Source organism: Phycisphaerae bacterium, assembly GCA_028714855.1.
Lineage (GTDB): Bacteria > Planctomycetota > Phycisphaerae > Sedimentisphaerales > Anaerobacaceae > CAIYOL01.
The window spans coordinates 57,864-78,214 of record JAQTLP010000010.1 but is presented as its reverse complement, the minus strand read 5'-3'; the positions used below and the strand labels follow the sequence as shown (position 1 = coordinate 78,214).

The 20,351-nt window shown below is 47.5% G+C and carries 23 protein-coding genes; 15 read left to right on the top strand and 8 right to left on the bottom strand.

Features of this window, described 5'->3' with window-relative positions:
* Positions 1–120: 120 nt before the first annotated feature.
* The 7 genes from rpmF to fabF all read left to right on the top strand — a co-directional run bounded on the left by rpmF (position 121) and on the right by fabF (position 5,750).
* Positions 121–315: a 50S ribosomal protein L32 gene (gene rpmF / locus PHG53_08985; GenBank protein ID MDD5381752.1), complete on the top strand. Its 195-nt coding sequence runs from the start codon at positions 121–123 to the stop codon at positions 313–315.
* A gap of 3 nt (positions 316–318) precedes the next feature.
* Positions 319–1,347, top strand: coding sequence for a phosphate acyltransferase PlsX (plsX, locus tag PHG53_08980; GenBank protein ID MDD5381751.1), 1,029 nt, complete (start codon positions 319–321; stop codon positions 1,345–1,347).
* The gene (locus PHG53_08975) at positions 1,322–2,335 is read left to right on the top strand and encodes a ketoacyl-ACP synthase III (protein MDD5381750.1); all 1,014 of its coding nucleotides are present in this window, start codon (positions 1,322–1,324) and stop codon (positions 2,333–2,335) included. The genes plsX and PHG53_08975 overlap by 26 nt, the downstream gene beginning before the upstream one ends.
* Before the next feature lie 39 nt (positions 2,336–2,374).
* Positions 2,375–3,301 carry an ACP S-malonyltransferase gene (gene fabD, locus PHG53_08970; GenBank protein ID MDD5381749.1) on the top strand — a complete coding sequence of 309 codons (927 nt, stop codon included), beginning with the start codon at positions 2,375–2,377 and terminating at the stop codon, positions 3,299–3,301.
* A 22-nt stretch (positions 3,302–3,323) separates the two neighbouring features.
* Positions 3,324–4,061, top strand: a complete 738-nt coding sequence (gene fabG, locus PHG53_08965; protein MDD5381748.1) for a 3-oxoacyl-[acyl-carrier-protein] reductase — start codon at positions 3,324–3,326, stop codon at positions 4,059–4,061.
* 169 nt (positions 4,062–4,230) lie between these two features.
* Positions 4,231–4,488 carry an acyl carrier protein gene (gene acpP / locus PHG53_08960; GenBank protein ID MDD5381747.1) on the top strand — a complete coding sequence of 86 codons (258 nt, stop codon included), beginning with the start codon at positions 4,231–4,233 and terminating at the stop codon, positions 4,486–4,488.
* A gap of 17 nt (positions 4,489–4,505) precedes the next feature.
* The gene (gene fabF, locus PHG53_08955; GenBank protein ID MDD5381746.1) at positions 4,506–5,750 is read left to right on the top strand and encodes a beta-ketoacyl-ACP synthase II; all 1,245 of its coding nucleotides are present in this window, start codon (positions 4,506–4,508) and stop codon (positions 5,748–5,750) included.
* A gap of 35 nt (positions 5,751–5,785) precedes the next feature.
* Here fabF and PHG53_08950 read toward each other — a convergent pair whose 3' ends face one another.
* A complete protein-coding gene (locus PHG53_08950; protein ID MDD5381745.1) occupies positions 5,786–6,637 on the bottom strand; it encodes an RNA polymerase sigma factor in 852 nt (283 codons plus the stop codon).
* Between the two features lie 402 nt (positions 6,638–7,039).
* On the opposite strand from PHG53_08950, the gene PHG53_08945 reads away from it, so the two are divergent.
* The gene (locus PHG53_08945) at positions 7,040–9,910 is read left to right on the top strand and encodes a PQQ-binding-like beta-propeller repeat protein (GenBank protein ID MDD5381744.1); all 2,871 of its coding nucleotides are present in this window, start codon (positions 7,040–7,042) and stop codon (positions 9,908–9,910) included.
* Between the two features lie 7 nt (positions 9,911–9,917).
* A complete protein-coding gene (locus tag PHG53_08940) occupies positions 9,918–10,730 on the top strand; it encodes a hypothetical protein (GenBank protein ID MDD5381743.1) in 813 nt (270 codons plus the stop codon).
* A 140-nt stretch (positions 10,731–10,870) separates the two neighbouring features.
* On the opposite strand, the gene PHG53_08935 is transcribed toward PHG53_08940, so the two are convergent.
* Together PHG53_08935 and PHG53_08930 are read right to left on the bottom strand one after the other, a co-directional pair.
* Positions 10,871–11,152 (bottom strand): hypothetical protein, encoded by a 282-nt coding sequence (locus PHG53_08935; GenBank protein ID MDD5381742.1) that lies wholly within the window; start codon positions 11,150–11,152, stop codon positions 10,871–10,873.
* Between the two features lie 202 nt (positions 11,153–11,354).
* A complete protein-coding gene (locus PHG53_08930) occupies positions 11,355–11,582 on the bottom strand; it encodes a hypothetical protein (GenBank protein MDD5381741.1) in 228 nt (75 codons plus the stop codon).
* 368 nt (positions 11,583–11,950) lie between these two features.
* Between PHG53_08930 and PHG53_08925 the strand changes: the two genes are divergently transcribed.
* Complete coding sequence (locus tag PHG53_08925) at positions 11,951–12,457, top strand: hypothetical protein (protein ID MDD5381740.1); 507 nt, start codon at positions 11,951–11,953, stop codon at positions 12,455–12,457.
* An 86-nt stretch (positions 12,458–12,543) separates the two neighbouring features.
* Positions 12,544–13,296: a hypothetical protein gene (locus tag PHG53_08920; protein ID MDD5381739.1), complete on the top strand. Its 753-nt coding sequence runs from the start codon at positions 12,544–12,546 to the stop codon at positions 13,294–13,296.
* 134 nt (positions 13,297–13,430) lie between these two features.
* On the opposite strand, the gene PHG53_08915 is transcribed toward PHG53_08920, so the two are convergent.
* A complete protein-coding gene (locus PHG53_08915; GenBank protein ID MDD5381738.1) occupies positions 13,431–14,990 on the bottom strand; it encodes an ASKHA domain-containing protein in 1,560 nt (519 codons plus the stop codon).
* Between the two features lie 337 nt (positions 14,991–15,327).
* Here PHG53_08915 and PHG53_08910 point away from each other — a divergent pair, with 337 nt between their 5' ends.
* Positions 15,328–15,627 carry a hypothetical protein gene (locus PHG53_08910; GenBank protein MDD5381737.1) on the top strand — a complete coding sequence of 100 codons (300 nt, stop codon included), beginning with the start codon at positions 15,328–15,330 and terminating at the stop codon, positions 15,625–15,627.
* Between the two features lie 29 nt (positions 15,628–15,656).
* Here the strand turns inward: PHG53_08910 and PHG53_08905 are convergent, their stop codons facing one another.
* Complete coding sequence (locus PHG53_08905; protein MDD5381736.1) at positions 15,657–15,878, bottom strand: hypothetical protein; 222 nt, start codon at positions 15,876–15,878, stop codon at positions 15,657–15,659.
* Positions 15,879–16,016: 138 nt separating this feature from the next.
* On the opposite strand from PHG53_08905, the gene PHG53_08900 reads away from it, so the two are divergent.
* Genes PHG53_08900 through PHG53_08890 form a run of 3 tightly spaced genes read left to right on the top strand, consistent with a single transcriptional unit; the run spans position 16,017 to position 17,984 of the window.
* Entirely contained in the window at positions 16,017–16,556 is a 540-nt protein-coding gene (locus PHG53_08900) for an RNA polymerase sigma factor (protein ID MDD5381735.1), read from the top strand.
* A 2-nt stretch (positions 16,557–16,558) separates the two neighbouring features.
* On the top strand, positions 16,559–17,086 hold the full coding sequence (locus PHG53_08895; protein MDD5381734.1) for a hypothetical protein: 528 nt from the start codon (positions 16,559–16,561) through the stop codon (positions 17,084–17,086).
* Positions 17,087–17,090: 4 nt separating this feature from the next.
* Positions 17,091–17,984 (top strand): hypothetical protein, encoded by an 894-nt coding sequence (locus PHG53_08890; GenBank protein MDD5381733.1) that lies wholly within the window; start codon positions 17,091–17,093, stop codon positions 17,982–17,984.
* An 83-nt stretch (positions 17,985–18,067) separates the two neighbouring features.
* Here PHG53_08890 and PHG53_08885 read toward each other — a convergent pair whose 3' ends face one another.
* The 3 genes from PHG53_08885 to PHG53_08875 are packed head-to-tail and all read right to left on the bottom strand — an operon-like array spanning position 18,068 to position 20,351.
* Complete coding sequence (locus PHG53_08885) at positions 18,068–18,922, bottom strand: rhomboid family intramembrane serine protease (GenBank protein MDD5381732.1); 855 nt, start codon at positions 18,920–18,922, stop codon at positions 18,068–18,070.
* 32 nt (positions 18,923–18,954) lie between these two features.
* A complete protein-coding gene (locus PHG53_08880) occupies positions 18,955–19,956 on the bottom strand; it encodes a prolipoprotein diacylglyceryl transferase (GenBank protein MDD5381731.1) in 1,002 nt (333 codons plus the stop codon).
* Positions 19,957–19,994: 38 nt separating this feature from the next.
* A complete protein-coding gene (locus PHG53_08875; GenBank protein MDD5381730.1) occupies positions 19,995–20,351 on the bottom strand; it encodes an aspartate 1-decarboxylase in 357 nt (118 codons plus the stop codon).

Here is a 20,351-nt window from a genome sequence, read left to right as displayed (position 1 = left end):
TGAGGAAGGATAGACGACGGACGATAGACAACGACGGGAAAAATTTAGCTTGACAAAGGGGCGGCATTTAATTATTTAGGGAACTTTTAATGTTATTTAGTGGTTTTTGGAGCTATACAGATGCTACCAGTAAAAAAGATAAGTAAATGCAGAACACGCACGCGGCGAAGCCATCACCGGCTAAAGCCCATAAATTATTCGGTCTGCCCAAAATGCGACCAGGCCAAGCTGCCGCACGCGGCATGCACAAACTGCGGTTATGTCAATCCCAAGACAACACTGAAGATAAGCAAGAAGGAAGAGGAAAAGGCGTAAAAGATGCGTATTGCAATTGACGCAATGGGAGGCGACAAGGCGCCGGCCGAGATTATCTCTGGAGTACTGGAGGCAACTGAACTGATTGAAAAGACCGATGAGCTGATACTCGTCGGCCCGAAGGAGATAGTAGGGCCGCGGGTGCCTTCAAAGTTTCTCAAAAGAGGCGTAAGTATTGTCGACGCACCAGAAGTTATCGGGATGGACGAATCGCCGATAGACAGTATTCGAAATAAGCGCAACAGCTCCATCGCCATTATAGCCAAGATGGCCAAGGAAGGCCAAACGGACGCAGTAATTTCAGCAGGCAATACCGGGGCCTGTGTCGTAGCATTCCAGATGAGGATGAGAACTCTCGAGGGCGTTAACCGGCCGGGGATAGCGGTGGTTTTTCCAACCTTCGAAGGACCTGTAACAATATGCGACGTGGGCGCGAACATCGCCCCCAAGCCGATAAACCTTTATCAATACGGCGTTATGGCCAAAATGTATTCCAAGCACGTCCTCGGGATTGCGAACCCACGGGTCGGAATTATGAGTATCGGGCAGGAAGAGGGAAAAGGCGATGAGATTGTTAAAAAGGCGCGCGAGCTTATGAAATCCGACGCGAACCTTAATTTCATCGGGAACATCGAAGGCAGGGACATCTTCAAGGGCGTCTGCGATGTCGCGGTCTGCGACGGTTTCGTAGGCAATGTGATATTGAAGCTGACCGAGGGGGTCGTTGACGGCCTGTTCAAGGCGATAAAGCACGAGCTGGGCGAAGAGAAACTGCTGCTTGTTATGAAGTTTAAACCCGTGATGATGCGGATTTATAAGAAATATGACTATAACGAATACGGCGGCGCGCCGCTGCTGGGCATTAACGGCACGGCGCTGATATGCCACGGAGCAAGTGAAAGCAGAACAATTAAGAACGCTATTTTGGCGGCCAAAGCGTTCCATACGAAAAAAATAAACGACAAGATTACCGAATATCTGGCAAACACATCTGTAAGGACGAATGATGAACAAGGAAGTCAGGGAGCATAGCTCCGCTTACCGCGCTGTCATCGCCGGTCATGGCTCATTCACACCGGAGAAAAAACTAACTAATGACGAGCTGGCAAAGACGATAGATACCTCAGACGAATGGATAACCGAACGGACAGGCATTAAGACGCGGCACATTACCTCCGACAGCGAGAGCACGGCGTTTTTAGCTACAGAAGCGGCCCGCATGGCTTTGGCTAAGGCACAGCTCGATGCTGGCGATGTTGAGCTTATTATCGTGGCTACTATAACGCCTGAAATGGTTTTTCCCTCAACGGCATCCTTTGTGCAGCGCAACCTCGGGGCGAAGAAGGCGTGGGTGTTTGATTTAGCAGCCGCGTGCAGCGGTTTCGTGTATGGTTTGTCTATCGTGCAGCAATTCATAGAGAGCGGCCGAATTAACAACGCCCTTGTAATAGGGGCTGAAACCCTGAGTAAGATTACCAACTGGAGCGACCGAACAAGCTGCATCCTCTTCGGTGACGGGGCCGGCGCAGTCGTTCTCAAAAGAAGCGAAGACGGGCGCAAGGGCATTATTTACAGCAACATGTTCTCAGACGGAGACTGCTGGCAGGCGCTGAACTGCCAAGCGTACGGCTCTCGCTACCCGTCGAGCAGAAAGCTGGAAGACCCGAAAAAAATTTTTATGGAAATAAAAGGGAGGGAAGTTTACCAGCAGGCGGTCAGGCGGATTATCGAGGCGGTCACCGACTGCCTGAATCATTGCGGACTAACTATCGACGATATTGGTATGGTTATTTCGCACCAGATGAATGCAAGGATTATCGAGTCCGCAACGAAGCGTTTGAAACTGCCTAAGGAGAAAGTGTTTTTGAATATAGCTGAGTACGGCAACACATCAGCGGCCTCGGTGCCGATTGCTTTCGATGAGTGCGCCAGGTCAGGCAGAATCAAGCGAGGCGATATTATTATCTTCGTGGCGTTTGGAGCGGGGCTGACATGGGGAGCAAATGTAATTGAGTTTTAATTGCCGTATCGCGCTGTGCGAAATACAAGATAGTAAATTATGAAAACCGCTTTTTTATTTCCGGGCCAGGGAGCTCAAGCCGTAGGAATGGGCAAAGAGATAGCTCAGAAATTCAACGCTGCGGCGAAGATTTTTGAGAAGGCCGATACTATTGTCGGGTTCGATTTGAGCAGGATATGTTTCGAAGGGCCCGCAGAAAAATTAAATACGACGACGGTCTCGCAGCCCGCGATTTTTACAACCTCGGCCGCCCTGCTGGAGCTGGTCAAGACAAAACGACTTCAGGCGGATGTAACGGCAGGACTTAGTCTGGGCGAATATACCGCTTTATACGCCGCGGGAGTAATCAGCTTCGAGGACGCACTTGTTCTCGTTCAAAAGCGAGGACAGGCAATGCAGGCAGCAGCAGATGCTACCGATGGCGGGATGGTGAGCGTTATCGGCCTCGACGAGGAAAAGGTCGGTCAGCTTTGTGCCGAGGCCGGCGAAGGTGAAATTCTGGTCGCGGTTAATTTTAATTGTCCCAGCCAAATTGTGGTAAGCGGCAGTAAAGCAGCCTGTGGGCGGGCGGAAAAATTGGCTGAGAAATACGGAGCCATAAAAGCTGTGCGGCTGGAAGTGGCCGGCGCTTTCCATAGTGAAATGATGTCCAGCGCAGCGAATGCTCTCAAAGAGGCGCTGCATAAATGCAAAATTTCAGAGCCAGCGAACATTAAAACCATTGCTAATATTGACGCCGAATATTATAAAAGCGCCGAGAAAATCGCAGAAGGGCTAATAAAACAATTGACTTGCCCTGTTCTTTGGCAAAAATGCATGGAAAGACTTATAGCCGACGGAGTCGAAGCTTTTTACGAGATTGGGCCAGGGAAGGTTTTGACCGGGCTGATGCGGAGAATAAACAGGAAGACAAACGTTGTAAATATAAGCAGCCTGCAGGACGCAGAAAAGCTGCTGAATTCTTAGCCTTGATAAGGAGAATGGAAATATGCCGGAGAAGAGACTGGCTGTCGTAACAGGCGCCGCGAGGGGAATAGGGCGTGCGATTGTGCTCGAATTGCTCAAGCATGGTCGTATTGTCGCAGGGCTGGACATAAATGCCGAACAGCTCGGCGAACTTGAAAATGTTGTGAAAGAAGCGGGCTTTAGCGTATTAACGAAATGCGTGGACATAACCGATACGAACAAGCTTACTGAAACACTTGAGGGGCTGGTTGCAGAATATAACGGGATAGGGATTCTGGTCAATAACGCAGGGATTACCCGCGACAAGCTGATAATACAAATGAACCAGGAGGACTTCGACAAAGTCATCAACGTAAATCTGCGAGCCGCTTTTATGGCGACGGTTGTAGCATCGAAATCTATGGTCCGCAATAAATTCGGGCGGATAATAAATATAAGCTCCGTTGCAGGAGTGATGGGTCAGGCCGGCTCAAGCAATTACGCAGCGAGCAAAGCGGGCCTTATCGGTATGACGAAATCGGTGGCCAGAGAACTCGGCAAAAAGAATATCACCGCTAATTGCATCGCCCCGGGCTTTATTATGACGGAAATGACGGAAGTGCTCGCCCAGCCGGTAAAAGACGCTGCGATGCAGGTAATACCCGTTAAACGATTCGGCACAGTGGAGGACGTTGCTAAAGCGGTGGCGTTCCTGGCAGGCGATGATGCGGGATATATGACGGGGCAGGTGCTCTGCGTGGACGGCGGAATGGCAATGTAAAAAAATAAAAAAATGTTTGTATCGGAGCGATTTAACAGGTAATATACCCGCCGAAAACAATGAATGTCATAAATAACTATTATCGCTGGTTTTTTCGTTAATCGTATTGTAAGGTAATCGAATAATTTCCTATTTGGCTTAGGAGGCAAAACAAGTGAGCGCTGATGAGATTGATGTTCAGGCAATTGAAAACAGAGTAATCGAGATAATAAGTGAGCAAATGGGCGTAGATAAATCTGAAATAACTCGTGAAACCTCATTTATTAATGACTTAAACGCCGACTCGCTGGATACGGTCGAACTGGTCATGGAGTTCGAGGATGAATTCGATATGAGCATTCCGGATGAGGAAGCCGAGAAAATCCAGACGGTCGGTGCCGCCATTGATTACATTGCCAATATTGCACGTACAAAAAGCCAAGAATAACTAACAAGTGTAACATTATGAACAGGCGACGAGTAGTTATCACTGGCTTGGGGTGTGTTACCTCTTTGGCCGAGTCTGCTGACGGGCTTTTTGCTGCGTTATGCGAGGGTAAAAGCGGCATTTCCAACATAGAATCCTTCGACGTCAGCACATATCCCGTAAGGTTCGGGGGTGAAGTAAAAACCTTCGACGCAACGAAGTACATCGACCATCGGGAAAGCAAACGGATGGACCGCTTCTCGCAGTTCGCGGTAGCGGCGGCGGTACAGGCTGTGAATGACAGCGGGCTCGATTTCTCGAAGGAAGATACCACCCGCGCGGGCGTCATCGTAGCAACGGGCATAGGCGGCATACAGGAAATCGAAGAGCAGCATATAAAACTTTTGAACAAGGGCGTAAGGCAGGTTTCGCCATTCACCGTTCCGAAACTTATGGCCAACGCGGGCTGCGGCAATATCGCCATTCGCTACGGGCTGAAAGGGCCGAATTTTTGCGTCGTCAGCGCGTGCGCTTCAAGCAATCACGCCATCGGCGAGGCCTTTTTGAATATTGTCCACGGACGAAGCGACATTATGATAACCGGCGGCGCAGAAGCAGCACTATCACCGGTAGGACTGGCCTCATTCTGTGCCGCGAGGTCATTGAGCTTGCGAAATGACGACCCGCAGCGGGCATCAAGACCCTTTGACAGGGACAGGGACGGTTTCGTCCTCTCCGAGGGCAGCGGAATCCTGATTTTGGAAGAAGAAAGCCACGCCAAGAAACGCGGAGCGAAGATATACGCCGAACTTCTCGGCTACGGCGCTACAGATGACGGGTATCATATTACCGCCCCCCCGCCGGATGGTGAAGGAGCAGCAAGGGCGATGAAGCTGGCGCTTGCCGATGCCGGGGTAGAAAAAGAAGAAATCGATTATATAAACGCGCACGGCACAAGCACCGAGCTGAATGATATAGCTGAAAGCACCGCTATAAAAGCCGTTTTCGGCGAGCACGCTTATAAGCTGGCCGTCAACTCGACGAAAAGCTGCCTCGGTCATTTACTCGGAGCGACCGGCGCCGTTGAGCTTATATCAACTGTAAAAACCATTACCGATTCGATTATCCCCCCCACCATCAATTTAGACAACCAAGACGAGCGATGCGACCTAAAGATGGATTATGTGCCGTTGAAGGCCCGCGAGACAAAAGTCAACTACGCCTTGAGCAACTCCCTCGGGTTCGGCGGCCATAACGCCTGCTTAATCGTTGGAAAGATCTAAGGACTTGCGGCCTCCAGTTCCATCAGGGGCAAGCGTTATTCGTGATACAGTCTCGCCAGCCAGAACCAGAAAAGCACATACAAGGCGAAAACTAAAACCCCAACAGCGTAGAGAACCGACCTTGTTGTTGCGCAGACCGCAAATAAAGTCACCAGGGAAGTCGCCAGCAGTCCGATTTTCGAAGACGCCAGACTTATGATTGCAACGAATGCGTCCACATTCAGGACGCTGGCTGAGACCAGACTTGTTGCCGAAGATACCGCGCTGGGCTTAGTGAGTATTCTGAACAGAACCAAGCCGGCCAAGAGGCATTCTTTGCCGAAGCCACCCCGGGTCAGCTGTCTTTCAAGTGATTTCTTGGCGCGAAAGAACAAAACGCGGGCACGCAACTCCTTGCAGTCCAGCACATCGGCAATCTCGGCGTAAGACAGGCTCTCAAAGCAGCGTAAAATCAGCACATTTCTGTATTCCATCTTCAGCTTGTCCATCGCCTTAAGAACAGCTTCAGAAAGCTCGACTCGCGTAACATAGTTCAGACCGGCAAGACTTTCGTCATTGGCCTGCCCGAGAAGACCGCTCGCGACCCTAAAGAGTATTGACCTTTGTCTTTTGCGGTCGCGAAAATGATGCTGGGCCTTGCCGAGTGCTTGCCGATACACCCAACACCAGAAATTCTCGGGGGTTTCGACTTTACTTAGTGATTTAACCATTTCCAGAAGCGTCTCCTGCAAAACATCCTGGGCCATATCGTGATTCAGGGTCAATCCCTGGATGTACGGCAAGACCCTGTCGGCGACCTGCTGCGACAACCGGGACATAGCCTCATTATTGCCGCATTGCGCCTGCGCTACCAACCCTATAACACCTGTTTCGTTTCCTATTCGCATATCTTTGTTATGCCGTATATAATAGTCCAGATTGACGGCGGTTTGTTACAGTTTGTCTTATTTTTTTTCACAAAATCCGTATCTCCGCAAAAACCCTCTTTTTGACGTTAAAAACAGCTTTTCGGCCGGTTGGGTGACATTTTTTCGTGAGAAAATCCTAAAAAATCACTTATTAATGTAACGAAACATCATTTTCCTGGACTAAGACCATAGATAAACAGGGTATGAAATAAACCTGCTAAGCGAAAGGAAGGAAAAATAAATGCAAAAGCTCATTACCCTCCTCCTTATTTTTGTTTTTCTGGCTGGTTTTACATTGATATCGATGCCAGTAGCACGGGCATAAACGCATGCCCGTGCCGCCATAATAAATTCATCATAAACTCTGAAGGAGATGGAAAAATGAACAAAATGGCAATAATTATCTTAATTTCGGCCTTTTTGGCTTTATGCAGCATTGGATATGCGAATGTATTGACTGTGCCGGGCGATTATCCCACCATTCAGTCGGCCATTAACGCAGCCGTAAACAGCGATACTGTTGTCGTTGCCGCCGGCACCTACACCGGCCCCGGCAACTGGGACATCGACTTTCTCGGCAAAGCCATTACAGTCAGCAGCGTTAATCCAACAGACCCTCTCGTAGTTGCCGGGACAATTATTGATTGTAACGAAGCGATATACTACGGCGAAGATTATACTTATTATATCCCACACTATGGCTTCAACTTCTCTAACAATGAAGATGCCAATTCGGTGCTTGCCGGCATTACCATTACAAATTGTCGCCGCTTCAGCGCTATCCAATGCGAAAGCAGCCCGACAATTTCCTACTGCATAATAACTGGAAACGGCGGCGATAATGGCGCTATAGTCTGCTACGGCTTCAATAACAATAGCAGCCCCACCATTACCAACTGTACTATAAGCAACAACACCGGCGGCGGTATATACTGTTATTTTAACAGCAAACCCAAAATTACCAATTGCACAATTAGTGGTAACTATGTCGAAGGAGGAGGAGGCGGAATCTACAGCGAGGAATATAGCGAACCGGTCATTACCAACTGTTCGATAACAGATAACTCAGCCGGAGGCGATGGCGGCGGAATCTACTGCTGCAATAGCTACGTAAGGATTACAAACTGCACGATAAGCGGCAATTCAGCCAACGATAATGGCGGCGGAATATACCTCTTAGGCAGCTGGTTGCGGATATCCGTAACAAACAGTATTATTTGGGGTAACACCGACAGCAGCGGCACAGGCCAATCCGCTCAAGTTTATAGTGGGAATCCCGACGTATGGTTCAGCTGCATCCAGGACGACAATCCCGACGATGCCAATATTCCGTTCGGCGCAGACAAATATAACATCGACGACGACCCCTGCTTTGCCGACGGCGACTATCATTTGCTCCCCGCCTCACCCTGTATAGAGACCGGAAATCCCTTTTTCACATATCACACCGGTGATGTGGATATGGATGGTCAGCCCCGCCTGATGGGCCGGTGCGTTGATATGGGCGCCGACGAGTTTGAAATTGCAATGATAGTTGTCACCAAACCTAAAGGCGGCGAAGTCTGGACAGGCGGCAGCACTCACGAAATCAACTGGGACAGTTACGACATAACCGGCACGGTTGATATTTCTTACAGCACTAATAACGGCACCAACTGGACAAAGATTGGTAACGCCCCCGATACCGGCAGCTTTTTCTGGCATCTGCCGGTCTCTCAATTTCCGCGGCCTCCTCTTGATTCCAACCAGTGCCTGGTTTTAGTTGAGCCAAACAGCCCGGTTCCCAATCTCACTTGCATCGAGAGCGGACTTTTTACAATTCAGCCCTATTACAGCTGGCCGCCCCAGCCGTGGCGGCCGGGACATCCCCGCAGAAAGTTCGGGCCAAAATACGGCTGTGTTAAATGGCAGTTCCAGACGGGCGGCCCTGTAACCGCAGGTGTCGCCATCGGCTATAACAACAGGGTTCACGTCCCCTGCGAAGATGGAAAACTATACACCCTGAGCGCCAACGGGACGTTGTTGTGGACTTACGATACCGGCTCGCCGCTCGTTAGCACACCTGCCGTTGACCGCAGCGGCAACGTATACGTCGGCGCCGAAAACGGAAAGCTATACTCAATCGGCAGAAACGGCCGTTTGCTCTGGACACATACTACCGATGGGCCTATATATTCCTCCCCCACCGTATTGTTCGACGACCCATGGCGCGTATACAGCTATCCTCACTGGAACCCGCCATGGAAACAGCAGGTTCAGATATTCGTCGGCTCGGTGGACGGCGCACTTTACGCGCTAGGTCGCAATGGCAGCGAGCTATGGACATTTGAAACTGACGGCTTATCCGCCGCGACTACCGGAGCCATTTTTGCAACTCCGGCAATAGACCACAACGGCGCCCTTCATATCTCCGGAATATATGACCCCAATCTCTACGCACTTGACTCAAACAACATCAGCATAAAATGGAGCCGTGCTTTTTCAGACCCCTGCACGCCTTATGGCAAAAGACCCTGGCTGTTCGCCTCGCCTGTTATTTCCGCAAACGGCACTATATATCAGGCCATGCTGTATGACCCAAATCTCTATGCCATCAACCCGAGTGACGGCAACATAATCTGGTCGACAAATCTTGCGGATCCCTGCTCCGGCTGGTTCGAACGTGATTATACCACAACCTACGGCCCTGCATCCTGCTGGTCTAAGCCGGCCCTGGCCCCTGACGGCACAATCTACGTCAACCTAAACGACCCGTATCTAAGGGCTGTCAATCCAAATGGAACCATCAAGTGGGTAACAAGGCTGGGGACAGTAGGCGGCTTTACTTTAACCGTCGGCGGCAACGGCCTTATCTACGCCGCAAGCGACGATGCCCGTCTTTATGTCGTTGACCCAAGTGGGCAGCAGGTTTCTGAATTCGAAGGTTTCGGCAGCCTGAGTTTCCCGACTATAACGACAGGCTGGGTAGTTTTAATCAGTGATGCCAACAACACTATCTGGGCTATCGGCCGGTACGGCTGCCACGAACAGACGCTGGCCCTGCACCGCCCCGAAGACCTAAACGGCGATTGGGCGGTAAACAATATCGACTTTGCTGCATTGGCTGCCGATTGGCTCGACTGCACAGACTCAGGACCGCCCTGTAATTATCAGGGCAACCAGATATATCTCAGAGGTGATATAAATAATGATCAATATGTCGATTTCGCCGACCTTGCTGAACTGGCAAATCGGTGGCTGAATAAGGAGTAAAAAAATTATGAAAACCGGAAATAACTTTACAAAAAAAGACATTGTCGCCGCTCTGGTTTGTTTCATCTTTCTTCTGGCCAACATCGCAGCCATCGGCACAGGCGGCAGAATGCGGGCCAAAGAGGCCGTTTGTTTGTCGAACCTTTACAAGTGGGGACAGATTTTCCAGGCATACACCGCCGACAATGACGGTTACTTCCACAGCAGAGAGATTGGGTCCTATGCAGGATATGCCAAGCTTTGGCACCTAGTCTATAAACCATATTACCGGGACCCAATGATGCGCTTCTGTCCGACAGCCGTTAACCCATACAATAAGATGGGGACGTTTGGCACATGGAACACCAATATGAGCTCGTGGGATCCGGAGAACTATCCAATCCCGGGGGAAGGTGATGACCAAACCGGTATTCGAGCTCCTTCCGGCAGCTACGGTATGAATCGCTACATTGAGAATATGATGGGCGGTAGTGTGTCCTCAAGCCCGGAATACTGGCGGCGGACCGATGTAAAAGGCGGAGCTAATGCCCCTGTGCTTATGGATTGTCAGTTTATTAATTATTGGGCAAGCTCTTATGCTGCCCCGCCCGCTTACGAGGGTGACTATCACCCCCCTGAAATGCATTGGATATGCATCAATCGACATACTGGGTATATCAACACTGTTTTTCTGGATTTCTCCGCCCGCAAAGTCGGGCTTAAGGAGTTGTGGACGCTCAAGCACAGTCGAACGTTCAACACCTGCGGACCGTGGACTACCTGCGGCGGCGTCCAGCCAAGCGACTGGCCGGAATGGATGCGAAACTTTAAAGATTACTAAATCGCCGGGTTTGACTTACACGAGATCGGTTATACGGAAACCGCCCCGCGCGGTGGCGGGGCGGTTATCCCAGCTTGCACCGTCGTAATAGGCTTTACAAATGAATTGATTGTGCCTCTCCAGCCAAACATCATCCCTCCCTAATAAAAAACTGGAGAGGCTCTTTTACCTGCCTCAAAACAAAGAGAAGCTTCCTTACGGCAATTTTCGTTGGCGGACATAACGCCTGTTTGGTTGTTGGAAAACACAACGGCTAATTTTACCGCAGAGACCGCTGAGCACGCAGAGACAATTAACCAAGAATTGACACGAATAAACGCAATATAAATTGGGTTTGTTTGGCTTTGTTTTTGCATTGTCGAAAGTTGCGAAATATTGCCGTAACTATCTGTCATATAATTAGTTATATTCATTTTTGGCATTTTGAAAATTGGCTTTGTTTGGCATAATTAATATCATTTTGATTGATTTTTCCATTCAAGTTAGACAATCTCCGATTCTGTCGCAGCAAATAAAATTTCAGCCACAGAGAATAAAAGAGAATTGAGTTATAAACTGTATTAATTGGTTATTGGAAGCCGCTCATTGAGAATTCCTTTCAAATCAGCCACAGATTTCACGGGTTTACACTGTTTTTTTGACGCGGATTGCGCTGAGGACGCAGAGGGATTTTGGCCGGGAGGCGTTCTCGACAAAGCTTGTGCTCCAAACGAGATTTGTCCGCCAAGTCTTCGTCTCAACCAGCCGGCAGCAATGCTGCCCCGCTGCCGTAAGGCATCCCCAAGCGGACTTATCAGGCGTCCGGCCCACCTTTTGTATAAGCTGACTAAATAGACTTCTGCTCTTTTTCATAGCATTCCAGAAACCGCTGGATGCGGAAAAATGCTTTTTAATAGATTATTTGATTTGGACCTGCTGGACCTGAGACCTTGCCCTGCTGGGCGATTTGCGTTTATCTACTGGTAAACTGGGGGAATTATACCAAATTTCAGGGAAAAGTCAAGGAAAATTAACCACGAATTAACACCAAAAGTAATCTAAAGACTTGCGGATTTGATTTATTTGCAAAACCTTTCCATTGAACTAAAACAGGCAGTGGGTAAAATGGTAGGGTGAACCTACCTCCAATTAGAGTATTGAATATGGACACAAATTCATTAGCAGAACCAATAAGAATTTTTTGGCATACGTTTTCGGCTTGGCCCTCCGAGGTGAAACTTATGGTCATCTTTTCAGGTATTGCAGCCACCACTGGTCTAATTTCATTGCGTAACAAAGCCAAACCGATACTCGAAAAATGTCGTGTAGATTACGGCCAAGTCGGTAGGGATAATTCGCTATTTCACTGCGAGCTTTCATTGAACAACAAAGGGAAAAAGTCGTGTTCTGTTACTTTTGTTGGTGTTAATGTTAGTGGTTTTATTACACAGCCGTCCCCCGGCATGAACTTTGGTGAAAAAAGCGTTATTGAGTCCTGCGTAGAGTCAACAAAGTTGCCTTTATCGATTATGTCGGGAACGCTGATTAACATCATTTCAACTGGACGTTGGGCTAAGAAATGCCAAGGACCATCGCCAGAGGAAACTTTTGGGCCTTTAGCACATACCAAAGGTGACCACAACCCTGACGTAGAAGTAGTTATAAAGTTTAACACTGGGAAAATTATAAGGAAGCGGCTTAAAGCAGAGTGGAGTGGTTTTTTTCACTCTGCAAAGGATTTTGTGTAACCAAGTTGCACAAGTAAATCGGGGATGGCCGGAGGGCAATCATTAAAATGGTGCGGTGATTTCTATCACTTTGAAGGGAATTCGATATGAAACTATTAAAGGTTGTGATACCGAAGTCAAAGCTGTCTTCGGTACCAGAAAACGAGAGAGTATTCTTTGTCCTAACAGGCAGCCTGCTAAATGATTTGAATATGCTGCAGAAGCTAATGATTTTTTCTTCCAACGTAAAGACGGCAAATCAGGTAGCACATATGGCCCAAAATATACAAACATTATCCCTGATAAGAATTCAGGCAGGCAAATTGCACGAAGGCTGGAAACTACTGCAAAAGAATTTCTTTGGTACTAAACTCTCCTTCGCGTATGAAAAAGAATTAACAGACCCAGAAAAAGAAAGTCTTGAAAAGCTAAAAACTTACTTTCGTAAAGATAAAAATCTGATTTCTTCAATTAGAAACAAGTTTGCTTTTCATTATTATCCGTCATCAACGGAAATTAACCAATTAATTGATGATTTACGGGAGAGCGAAATTTTTGAAATATTTATGTCAGAATTTTACGGGAACTGTGTTTTTTCTATGTCTAATGTCTTGATAAACTATCTGATTCTGGAACACACTGGAGTCGAAAACACCGATGAGAATACTAACAAAGCAATGATTAAATTGCTACATGACATTACAGACGTTACAAGCTGGTTCGGAAGTTTTCTTGGGGGTTGTTTGCTGGTTTTCGCCAAGAAACATTTAGGATTAGAATCTACAGAGGTGGAAATACCAGAGCCACCTGATATAAATGAGGTGACTTTACCTTATTTCATTAAAGGTGAAAGAAACTAGAAACTGTAACAGTCATCTATTTTATCCAATTTCGTCAATATTTGTCCTGAGAATAAATAACCTAAAATATGGATTCCTGCTTGCGCAGGAATGACAACATTATTGATAATTGATTATTCTTCTCTGTGGCTAATTCAAAACGTCATCGAATCAACAAAAACATCCTGGAAGTCCGGCTGGTGGGCGATTTCGACATACTCAATTTTACGGGCTAATTTTTTTGCCTGCGTTCGGCAATCTTGACTAAGCAAAATCATCTCAGCGCCGGAGGCGGCGGCGTTGCCGATGAAATGAATTCGCTCGAGCGGCAGATTGGGCAGCAGGCCTATTCGCAGTGCGCTTTCCCGCCTGATGTAATTACCGAACGCCCCTGCCAAAAGGACCTGCTTTATATCGTCATCTTCAATGCCAATTTTCTTCTGCAGGAGTTTTATACCTGCCCGGATGGCGGCTTTCGCGAGCTGGACTTCACGAATGTCCTTTTGAGTAAGAATTACTTTGTCAGCAAGGCGAAAAGCTGGCTGGTCTTGCTCAACACATATCCGAGAGGCGATAGCCGACGGAAGATTAGCGGGGTTAGCAAAACGGCCGGTTGTATTAATAACGCCCAAATCCAGCAATACTGCGACGGCATCTATAAGACCGCTGCCGCATATAGAGCGAGGCGGGCAATTTCCTATTACATCCAGGTCTATATCAGCCTCGTTTATGACCACCGCTTGTATCGCCCCCTCCATCGCCCTGCTGCCGCATCTTATGCGAGCGCCCTCAAAGGCAGGGCCGGCAGCACAACTTGCGGCGTAGAGTTTATCTTTGTCGCCGAGCACAATTTCGCCGTTTGTGCCGATGTCAACTGCCAACGTCATTTCATCAGCCGAGTTTATGTCCGCCGCAAGCGCAACTGCAACGGTATCCGAGCCGACGAAGCCGGCTATATTCTCAACTGTGTGGATATTACCAGCAGGATTCATTTGCAGGGCAATCTTTTCAGGGGAGAGGTCTTTTGCATCGAGGGAAAAGGCCTTATACGGCGCCTGGCCAAGCTGGACCACAGGTAATTTAAGAAAAATGTGATTCATCGTCGTGTTGCCGACAATGCACATTTCGTATATCTGCTTTGTGTCTATGGATGTCTGCCTGCAAAGCTTTGCGGTCAATTCATTTATACAGCCGATTATTGTTTTGTGCAGTTCCTCTAACTCTGTGTCGGTTTGAGCGTAATTAATTCTGCTGATAACATCATCACCGAAACGTGTCTGCGGATTCAGGTCGGCCTGGGTTGCCGGAGTTTTCCCATTTGTCATATCGACTAATTTTGAGACGACGGTAGTTGTGCCGATATCGACCGCGACGCCGAAAATTTCACCGGCTGGAGTTAATTTTAGATATTTTTTATATATGTCGGGCTGAATTTCGGGTTGAGGAGCAAGGCCTTGCGTTAAAATTTTATGCTCAAAAAAGCGGGAGGAAGGAGGAATTGTTACCGTAAGGTCGCTATCGATGTGATGCTGACACGCAAGAACTCCCCTGCCATCCGGGTCAAGGTTCACCAGACACTTTTTACAGATACCCTTTCCGCCGCAAACGGTATTTAAGATTACCCCGGCCTGGCCTGCGGCTTCGAGAAGCGTTGCACCCGCGTGAATAGAAATCTGTCTGCCATCAGGTTTGAAGGTTATATTAAAGTGTTTCATTTATCGTATCGCGTATTGCATAAAACACTTCGCCCCACCAGCGGCGGGCAAGCATAACCGGCTAAAGCCGCATATATTACGCAACGCTCAATATGAACAACGGACAATCAACTTATTTTTTATGTCGGACTTTCCACCGGGAGTGTCTTTTTTTACTGCCAATTTTGCGTCTGCGTCTCGGCTTTCCCATTTATCTCTCCATAAAACGGTCATTAATCTTTGTTCCAAAATACTTTTAACTCTGTGAAATATATGGTATTATAATAAAAAAGTAAAGAGAGTGAAAAGCGCAAATTTGTTGTTTTAGATTTTTGTTGATTTGGGGCGTGGTGCGAAAATGATTCAATGTAAAGATTGCGAATTTTGCGAGATTAATCCTGAAGGCAGAAGAACCTTCAAATGCGACCCGTTCAGTAATATCAAGGAGCCGGAGTGTATAGCCAAATGGCAGCTAATCCGTCTTGATATGCTGTTAGCCAGCTATAACGGAATGCTTAAGTGGTATGAAAAATTAGCACCGCTGCAGGACAAGATTTTCAAGTATATGAAACGCGAAATCGACGATATAGACGAATCTGAAAGCTGGAAAATCGACGACGAAGAAGAAAAAGGAGAAAACGAATTGCCCGCCGAGTAATTCCATAGGCGGGAATTTCAATCCTTTGTTTAATCGAAACTATGGCCGCAGGTATCAGCTGTAAGCAGCTCCGATTTGGTCCGGGGATATTTGCGGCAGCTCAAAGAACGCAGCGGGTAGATTTTACAGGTACACAGGCCATCTTTATCGATGCCTATAAACGGACACACATTCGGCAGCTTACAGCAGGCTCCGCAGCGGCGGCACTGGCCTTTGCGGTTCTTGTCAACCGGCAAAACGCTGGTGAACATCCGCTTTGCCTTAGCAGACCAGGTATTTTTTGTTTTAATATCAACGATAGACATAGAGGAATAAAGTAATAGTTTTTTTGTATTTATGCAATAAAACTGTTTCAAACACCGTCTTTATTTACGTAAAAACGCTGAAATATGGCCAAAAACAACGATTTAGCCCGGATAATAGACGGCTGTAAGTCCGGCGACTCTGAGAGTTTTTCAGAGATAGTGGATATTTACGCCGGCCGGGCATACGGCTACTTTTACCGACTAACAGGCAACAGGGAAATAAGCAACGATTTGCTTAGCGAGCTATTTGTCAAACTGGTGGAGAAAATCCGGTCTTTTAAGGGAGGTTCTTTTGAAAGTTGGCTGTTCAAAACAGCATCTAATCTCTTCTACGATTATTTAAGGGACAAGCAGCGGCAGAAAAAATTATTCGACGCCCAGAAAAGGCATTTCGAGCCGGAAGAAATAACTTATGCAAAACAGTCCCGCGACGAGAAAATCGATGAATTACAGATACAGCTCGGCAGACTGGATACAGATACGAGAGAATTGATTATGCTGCGTTTTTATTCCCAGGCCAGTTTCAAGGAAATAGCAGCGATGCGGTCTGAACCGATAGGAACCACATTATCAAAACTGCACCGTGGGCTGAAGAAACTGCGGGAGTTGATGGAGCAGAAATGACCATGAACGATGAAACAAAAGAAAATCTAAATGACCTGTTTGGAAAATTCCTCGACTCCGGGCAAGTTGAGCAGACTATCGAGGATATCCAAAAAGGTGAGCAAATTCTTCACGAGCATAGCGCACCCAAGCCCGATGGCGAGCTTATAGCCAATATAAAGGCTGAAATCGCTGTAAGCCTGCTGCACAAAAAGAAAAACACTTTTAGAAGAACTGTTTACAGAACGGCGGCTGTCGCTGCGGGATTTATTATCCTTGCGATTATAAGCGTAAAATTATTTGAAACAGAAAAAGTTAGACCTGAAAGACCCGTCAGCAGCTCAATAATGCCGAAAGCAGTTTGGGAGAGCGAGCGTTTGGCTGATGATAGCGCGGAATCGGCAATATTGGTCGCCGAGGTAGAACAAATTGAAAACGACCTGCTTGCTATGCAATTTGGTGAAAATAACGGCAACGGCCGCGAAGCTATAACAGAACTGGAAATAGAAACGGAATTCATGGAAATTAACAGCGATTTTTGGAAAGGATAAAAAAATGAAAACGAAATACGGAATAATCCTGGTATTGGCAATTGCGACGGTATTATCCGCAACCGCCTTATGCTGCCGAGCTGCAGAGGACGTAAATAAAAAGGAAGATAATATCTGGTCCGAAGACACAGCAAAAAGAGGGCATGGACGGCCTGAACTGACGGAGGAAAAAATCGAGCATATAATGAACCAACTCGCGGAGACCGACCCGAATAAAGCAAAAGAGTTAAAACAACTGCAGGAAAATAACCCTGAGAAGTTCAAAGCCGAGCTTAGAAACGTTATGCGGGAGCAGTTCGGTAAAAAATTCAGGAAGCATGTGGAAAAGCGGCCGGAACCGTTTGGCCCCCGCGGCATGCAGCACGGCCCTGAGGGTATGCCGCCTGGTGCGGGTATGCCCTGGAGACACGACAAATATCTCGACTGGCTGAAGGAAAATTATGCCGACGAAGCAAAAAAGCTGGCTGAACTAAGTACGAAAGACCCCAATCTTTATTGGAAACAACTGGGGCTGAGCATGAAAAAGTACGGCAGAATCGCAGAGGCGGCAAGAGAAAACCCGCAACTGGCTGAAGTGCTTAAGAAAGATTTGGCACTAAGACAACAGCAGGATAAACTGCTTGAGCAAATCAAAACCGCAGGTGACAAAGAAAAAGAAGCACTTCTCAATGAACTCAAAGAAGTGCTCAACCACAGGTTTGATGCCATCTTAAAGCGAAAACAAATCGAGTACGAACAACTGCTCAAAAAGCTCGAGAGGCTAAAAAAAGAGGTTGAGCAAAGAAGCGCCAAGGTGGAAAAGTGGAAGGACGCCGGATTCAAAAACGAGAGCGTAAAGGCAAGGCTCGAAGAATTGCTCGGCAAAACCGATGAATTCAAGTGGAACGAGGGGGATTGATTTCTAAGAAGACACAGAAAAAACGGATTTTTGCCTTGGCAACGATGAACAAAGTCTTGCGGATTTCCCGCAGGACTTTGTTTTTATAATTTGCTTCGCTTCTGCTCAGCTTCGGTTGCTTGTTCGAGTATCTTTTTCTCTTTCTGCGTCAGGCTATGGATGCCGAAGTCGTGAACCTTTTGCAGAATGCGGTCGAGTTCGGCCTGCAGATTGCGTTCCGCGGCTATTCTCTCCTGCAGGCGGCTGGATTGGAATTTTAACTTGAGTTTAGTTCGCCAAGACTGCGAGAATACGTAAATTGCACCTGCCGCCATACCCGCCAGATGGGCTGCATCGCCGCCGGCGTTTATACCCCTTGTTATTACAGCAATAAGGTAAACGGCTGTCAAACCAATCGCCGCTACTCTTATCGGCACAGGGAAAAGGAAAATAAAGACAACAAAGTGCGGAAAAAGGATTGCGCAGGCAGCCAACATTCCGAGTATTGCTCCCGACGCTCCTACCATAGGCAGCGCAGGCAGGAAACCAATGATAACCAGCAAAATATAGAACAGCCCCCCTGCTATCCCGCAACCAAAGTAGAATATCAAAAATCTTTTACTCGACCAGTGGCGCTCAAGCGTTGGCCCCAGGAAGTATAAGCCAAGCATATTAAACACTATATGAGAAATACTGCCTGGGTCATGGAGAAATTGATAAGTCACCAATCGCCAGACCTGCAAAGCCCGAAGCAATGAAGTTGGGTCGAGCTGAAACCATTTATAAATAAGAGCACCTAGTGGTTTTATAATTATCGCTGCGAGAAATACGGCTATATTAATAATCAATAGCCATTTGACCGCAGGTGTAAGCCGGGGAAAGGTCATCCGCATCTGCGGAGCGTTGTTGAATTGCGAATGAAAATTCGCCTGAGTGTAATCTCTGTCGTAAAGACCCATAGTGTTCCTCTGAAACCCAGCAGAACAAGAAGTTAATCACGAGATTGCTTCGCTGCGCCCGATAGATGATCGGGTTTCATTTTTTCAAATACTATCATCAAAAGCACGCCGAATACTATCATAGCGATACCGATATTCTGCGAGATTGTTAAGCTGTCGAACTCGAACGGATTGTCGTCGCGGAGAAATTCCATAAAGAACCGGCTGATGCCGTAGATTACGAACATCAGGCCGAACGTGCAGCCGGGTTTAGTAAACAGCTTCCCGCGGCCTTTGGATTTCTCGGCCTTCTGGTTTCTCCGCCAAAAAAGATAGAGTATAAGGGCCAAAACAGCGCCCTTAATCGATGAGTACAACTGCGTTGGGTGAACAGGCAAACAGCGATAAGGGCCTTTATCAACCATATATTTTTGTTCCGCTGTTAAATCCTTATAAGGTTTTAAGCCGTAGAACTTTTTGCCGTCTTCGTAATAGTAGCCTAAAAATTCCTCAGGCAATTTAAACTGCGGCTGGAAGCGGTTCCTTTCCGGGTTCGGAGATATCTGGCTGTTATAGGCGTATGAGCCATACGGGAAGCGAACAGCCCAGGGCAGGTTCGTGGGCTTACCGAAGCAGCAGCCGTTCAGAAAGCAGCCGATTCTGCCGAACACAAGCGCCAGCATCAGGGCAATGGCGAGTACATCAAGATAACGCCTAACAGGAAGCTTGTGATACCGGCAGTAAAAACCGATAACAGCAATGGCCGAAAGCACACCGCCCAAAAGCTCAAGGCCCCCTTTCCAGATGGCAAAGACAGACAGCAGGCGTCCCTGAAACTGGTCAAAATAATGAATTACATAAAAAAGCCGTGCGCCTACTACTCCTGCGATAAGTGAATAAAGAGCCGCATTAGTTATGTACTGCGGGTCAGGCGTGAAACTGCGGCTAAGACGTCTTATCAGATAAACCGCTGCAAGAAATGCGATAACCATCATCGTGCCGTAACTTTTTACGGTCAAATGTATGAAAGGTATCTCAAAAAGTTCAGGATGCATTTCGCTCGTGCCTCGTGCGAGTTAACGGGCACAGATTCCTAACCCTTGTTTTTTATTTTGTTATTTTTACCGAGAATAACAACCTTCGGTTTAACTTTTCTGGCCTGCGCAGGGTTGTAGTATCCGAAGCTGAACACAATAATAGTGTCTTTTGCCCTTACCAGTTTTGCAGCCGGCCCTAGGACTACCACTTTACCCGAGTTCGCATCGGCGGGGATAGCATAAGTTTGAAGGCGGTTACCGTTATTCAAATCGGCTATCTGGACGACCTCGTAGGGTAAAATATTTGCCGCCTTCATCAGTGCAGCGTCTATAGCGATGCTGCCCTGGTACCGCAATTTGGTTTCGGTAACCGTTGCACAATGCAATTTGCTTTTTAATAATTTTACAAACAT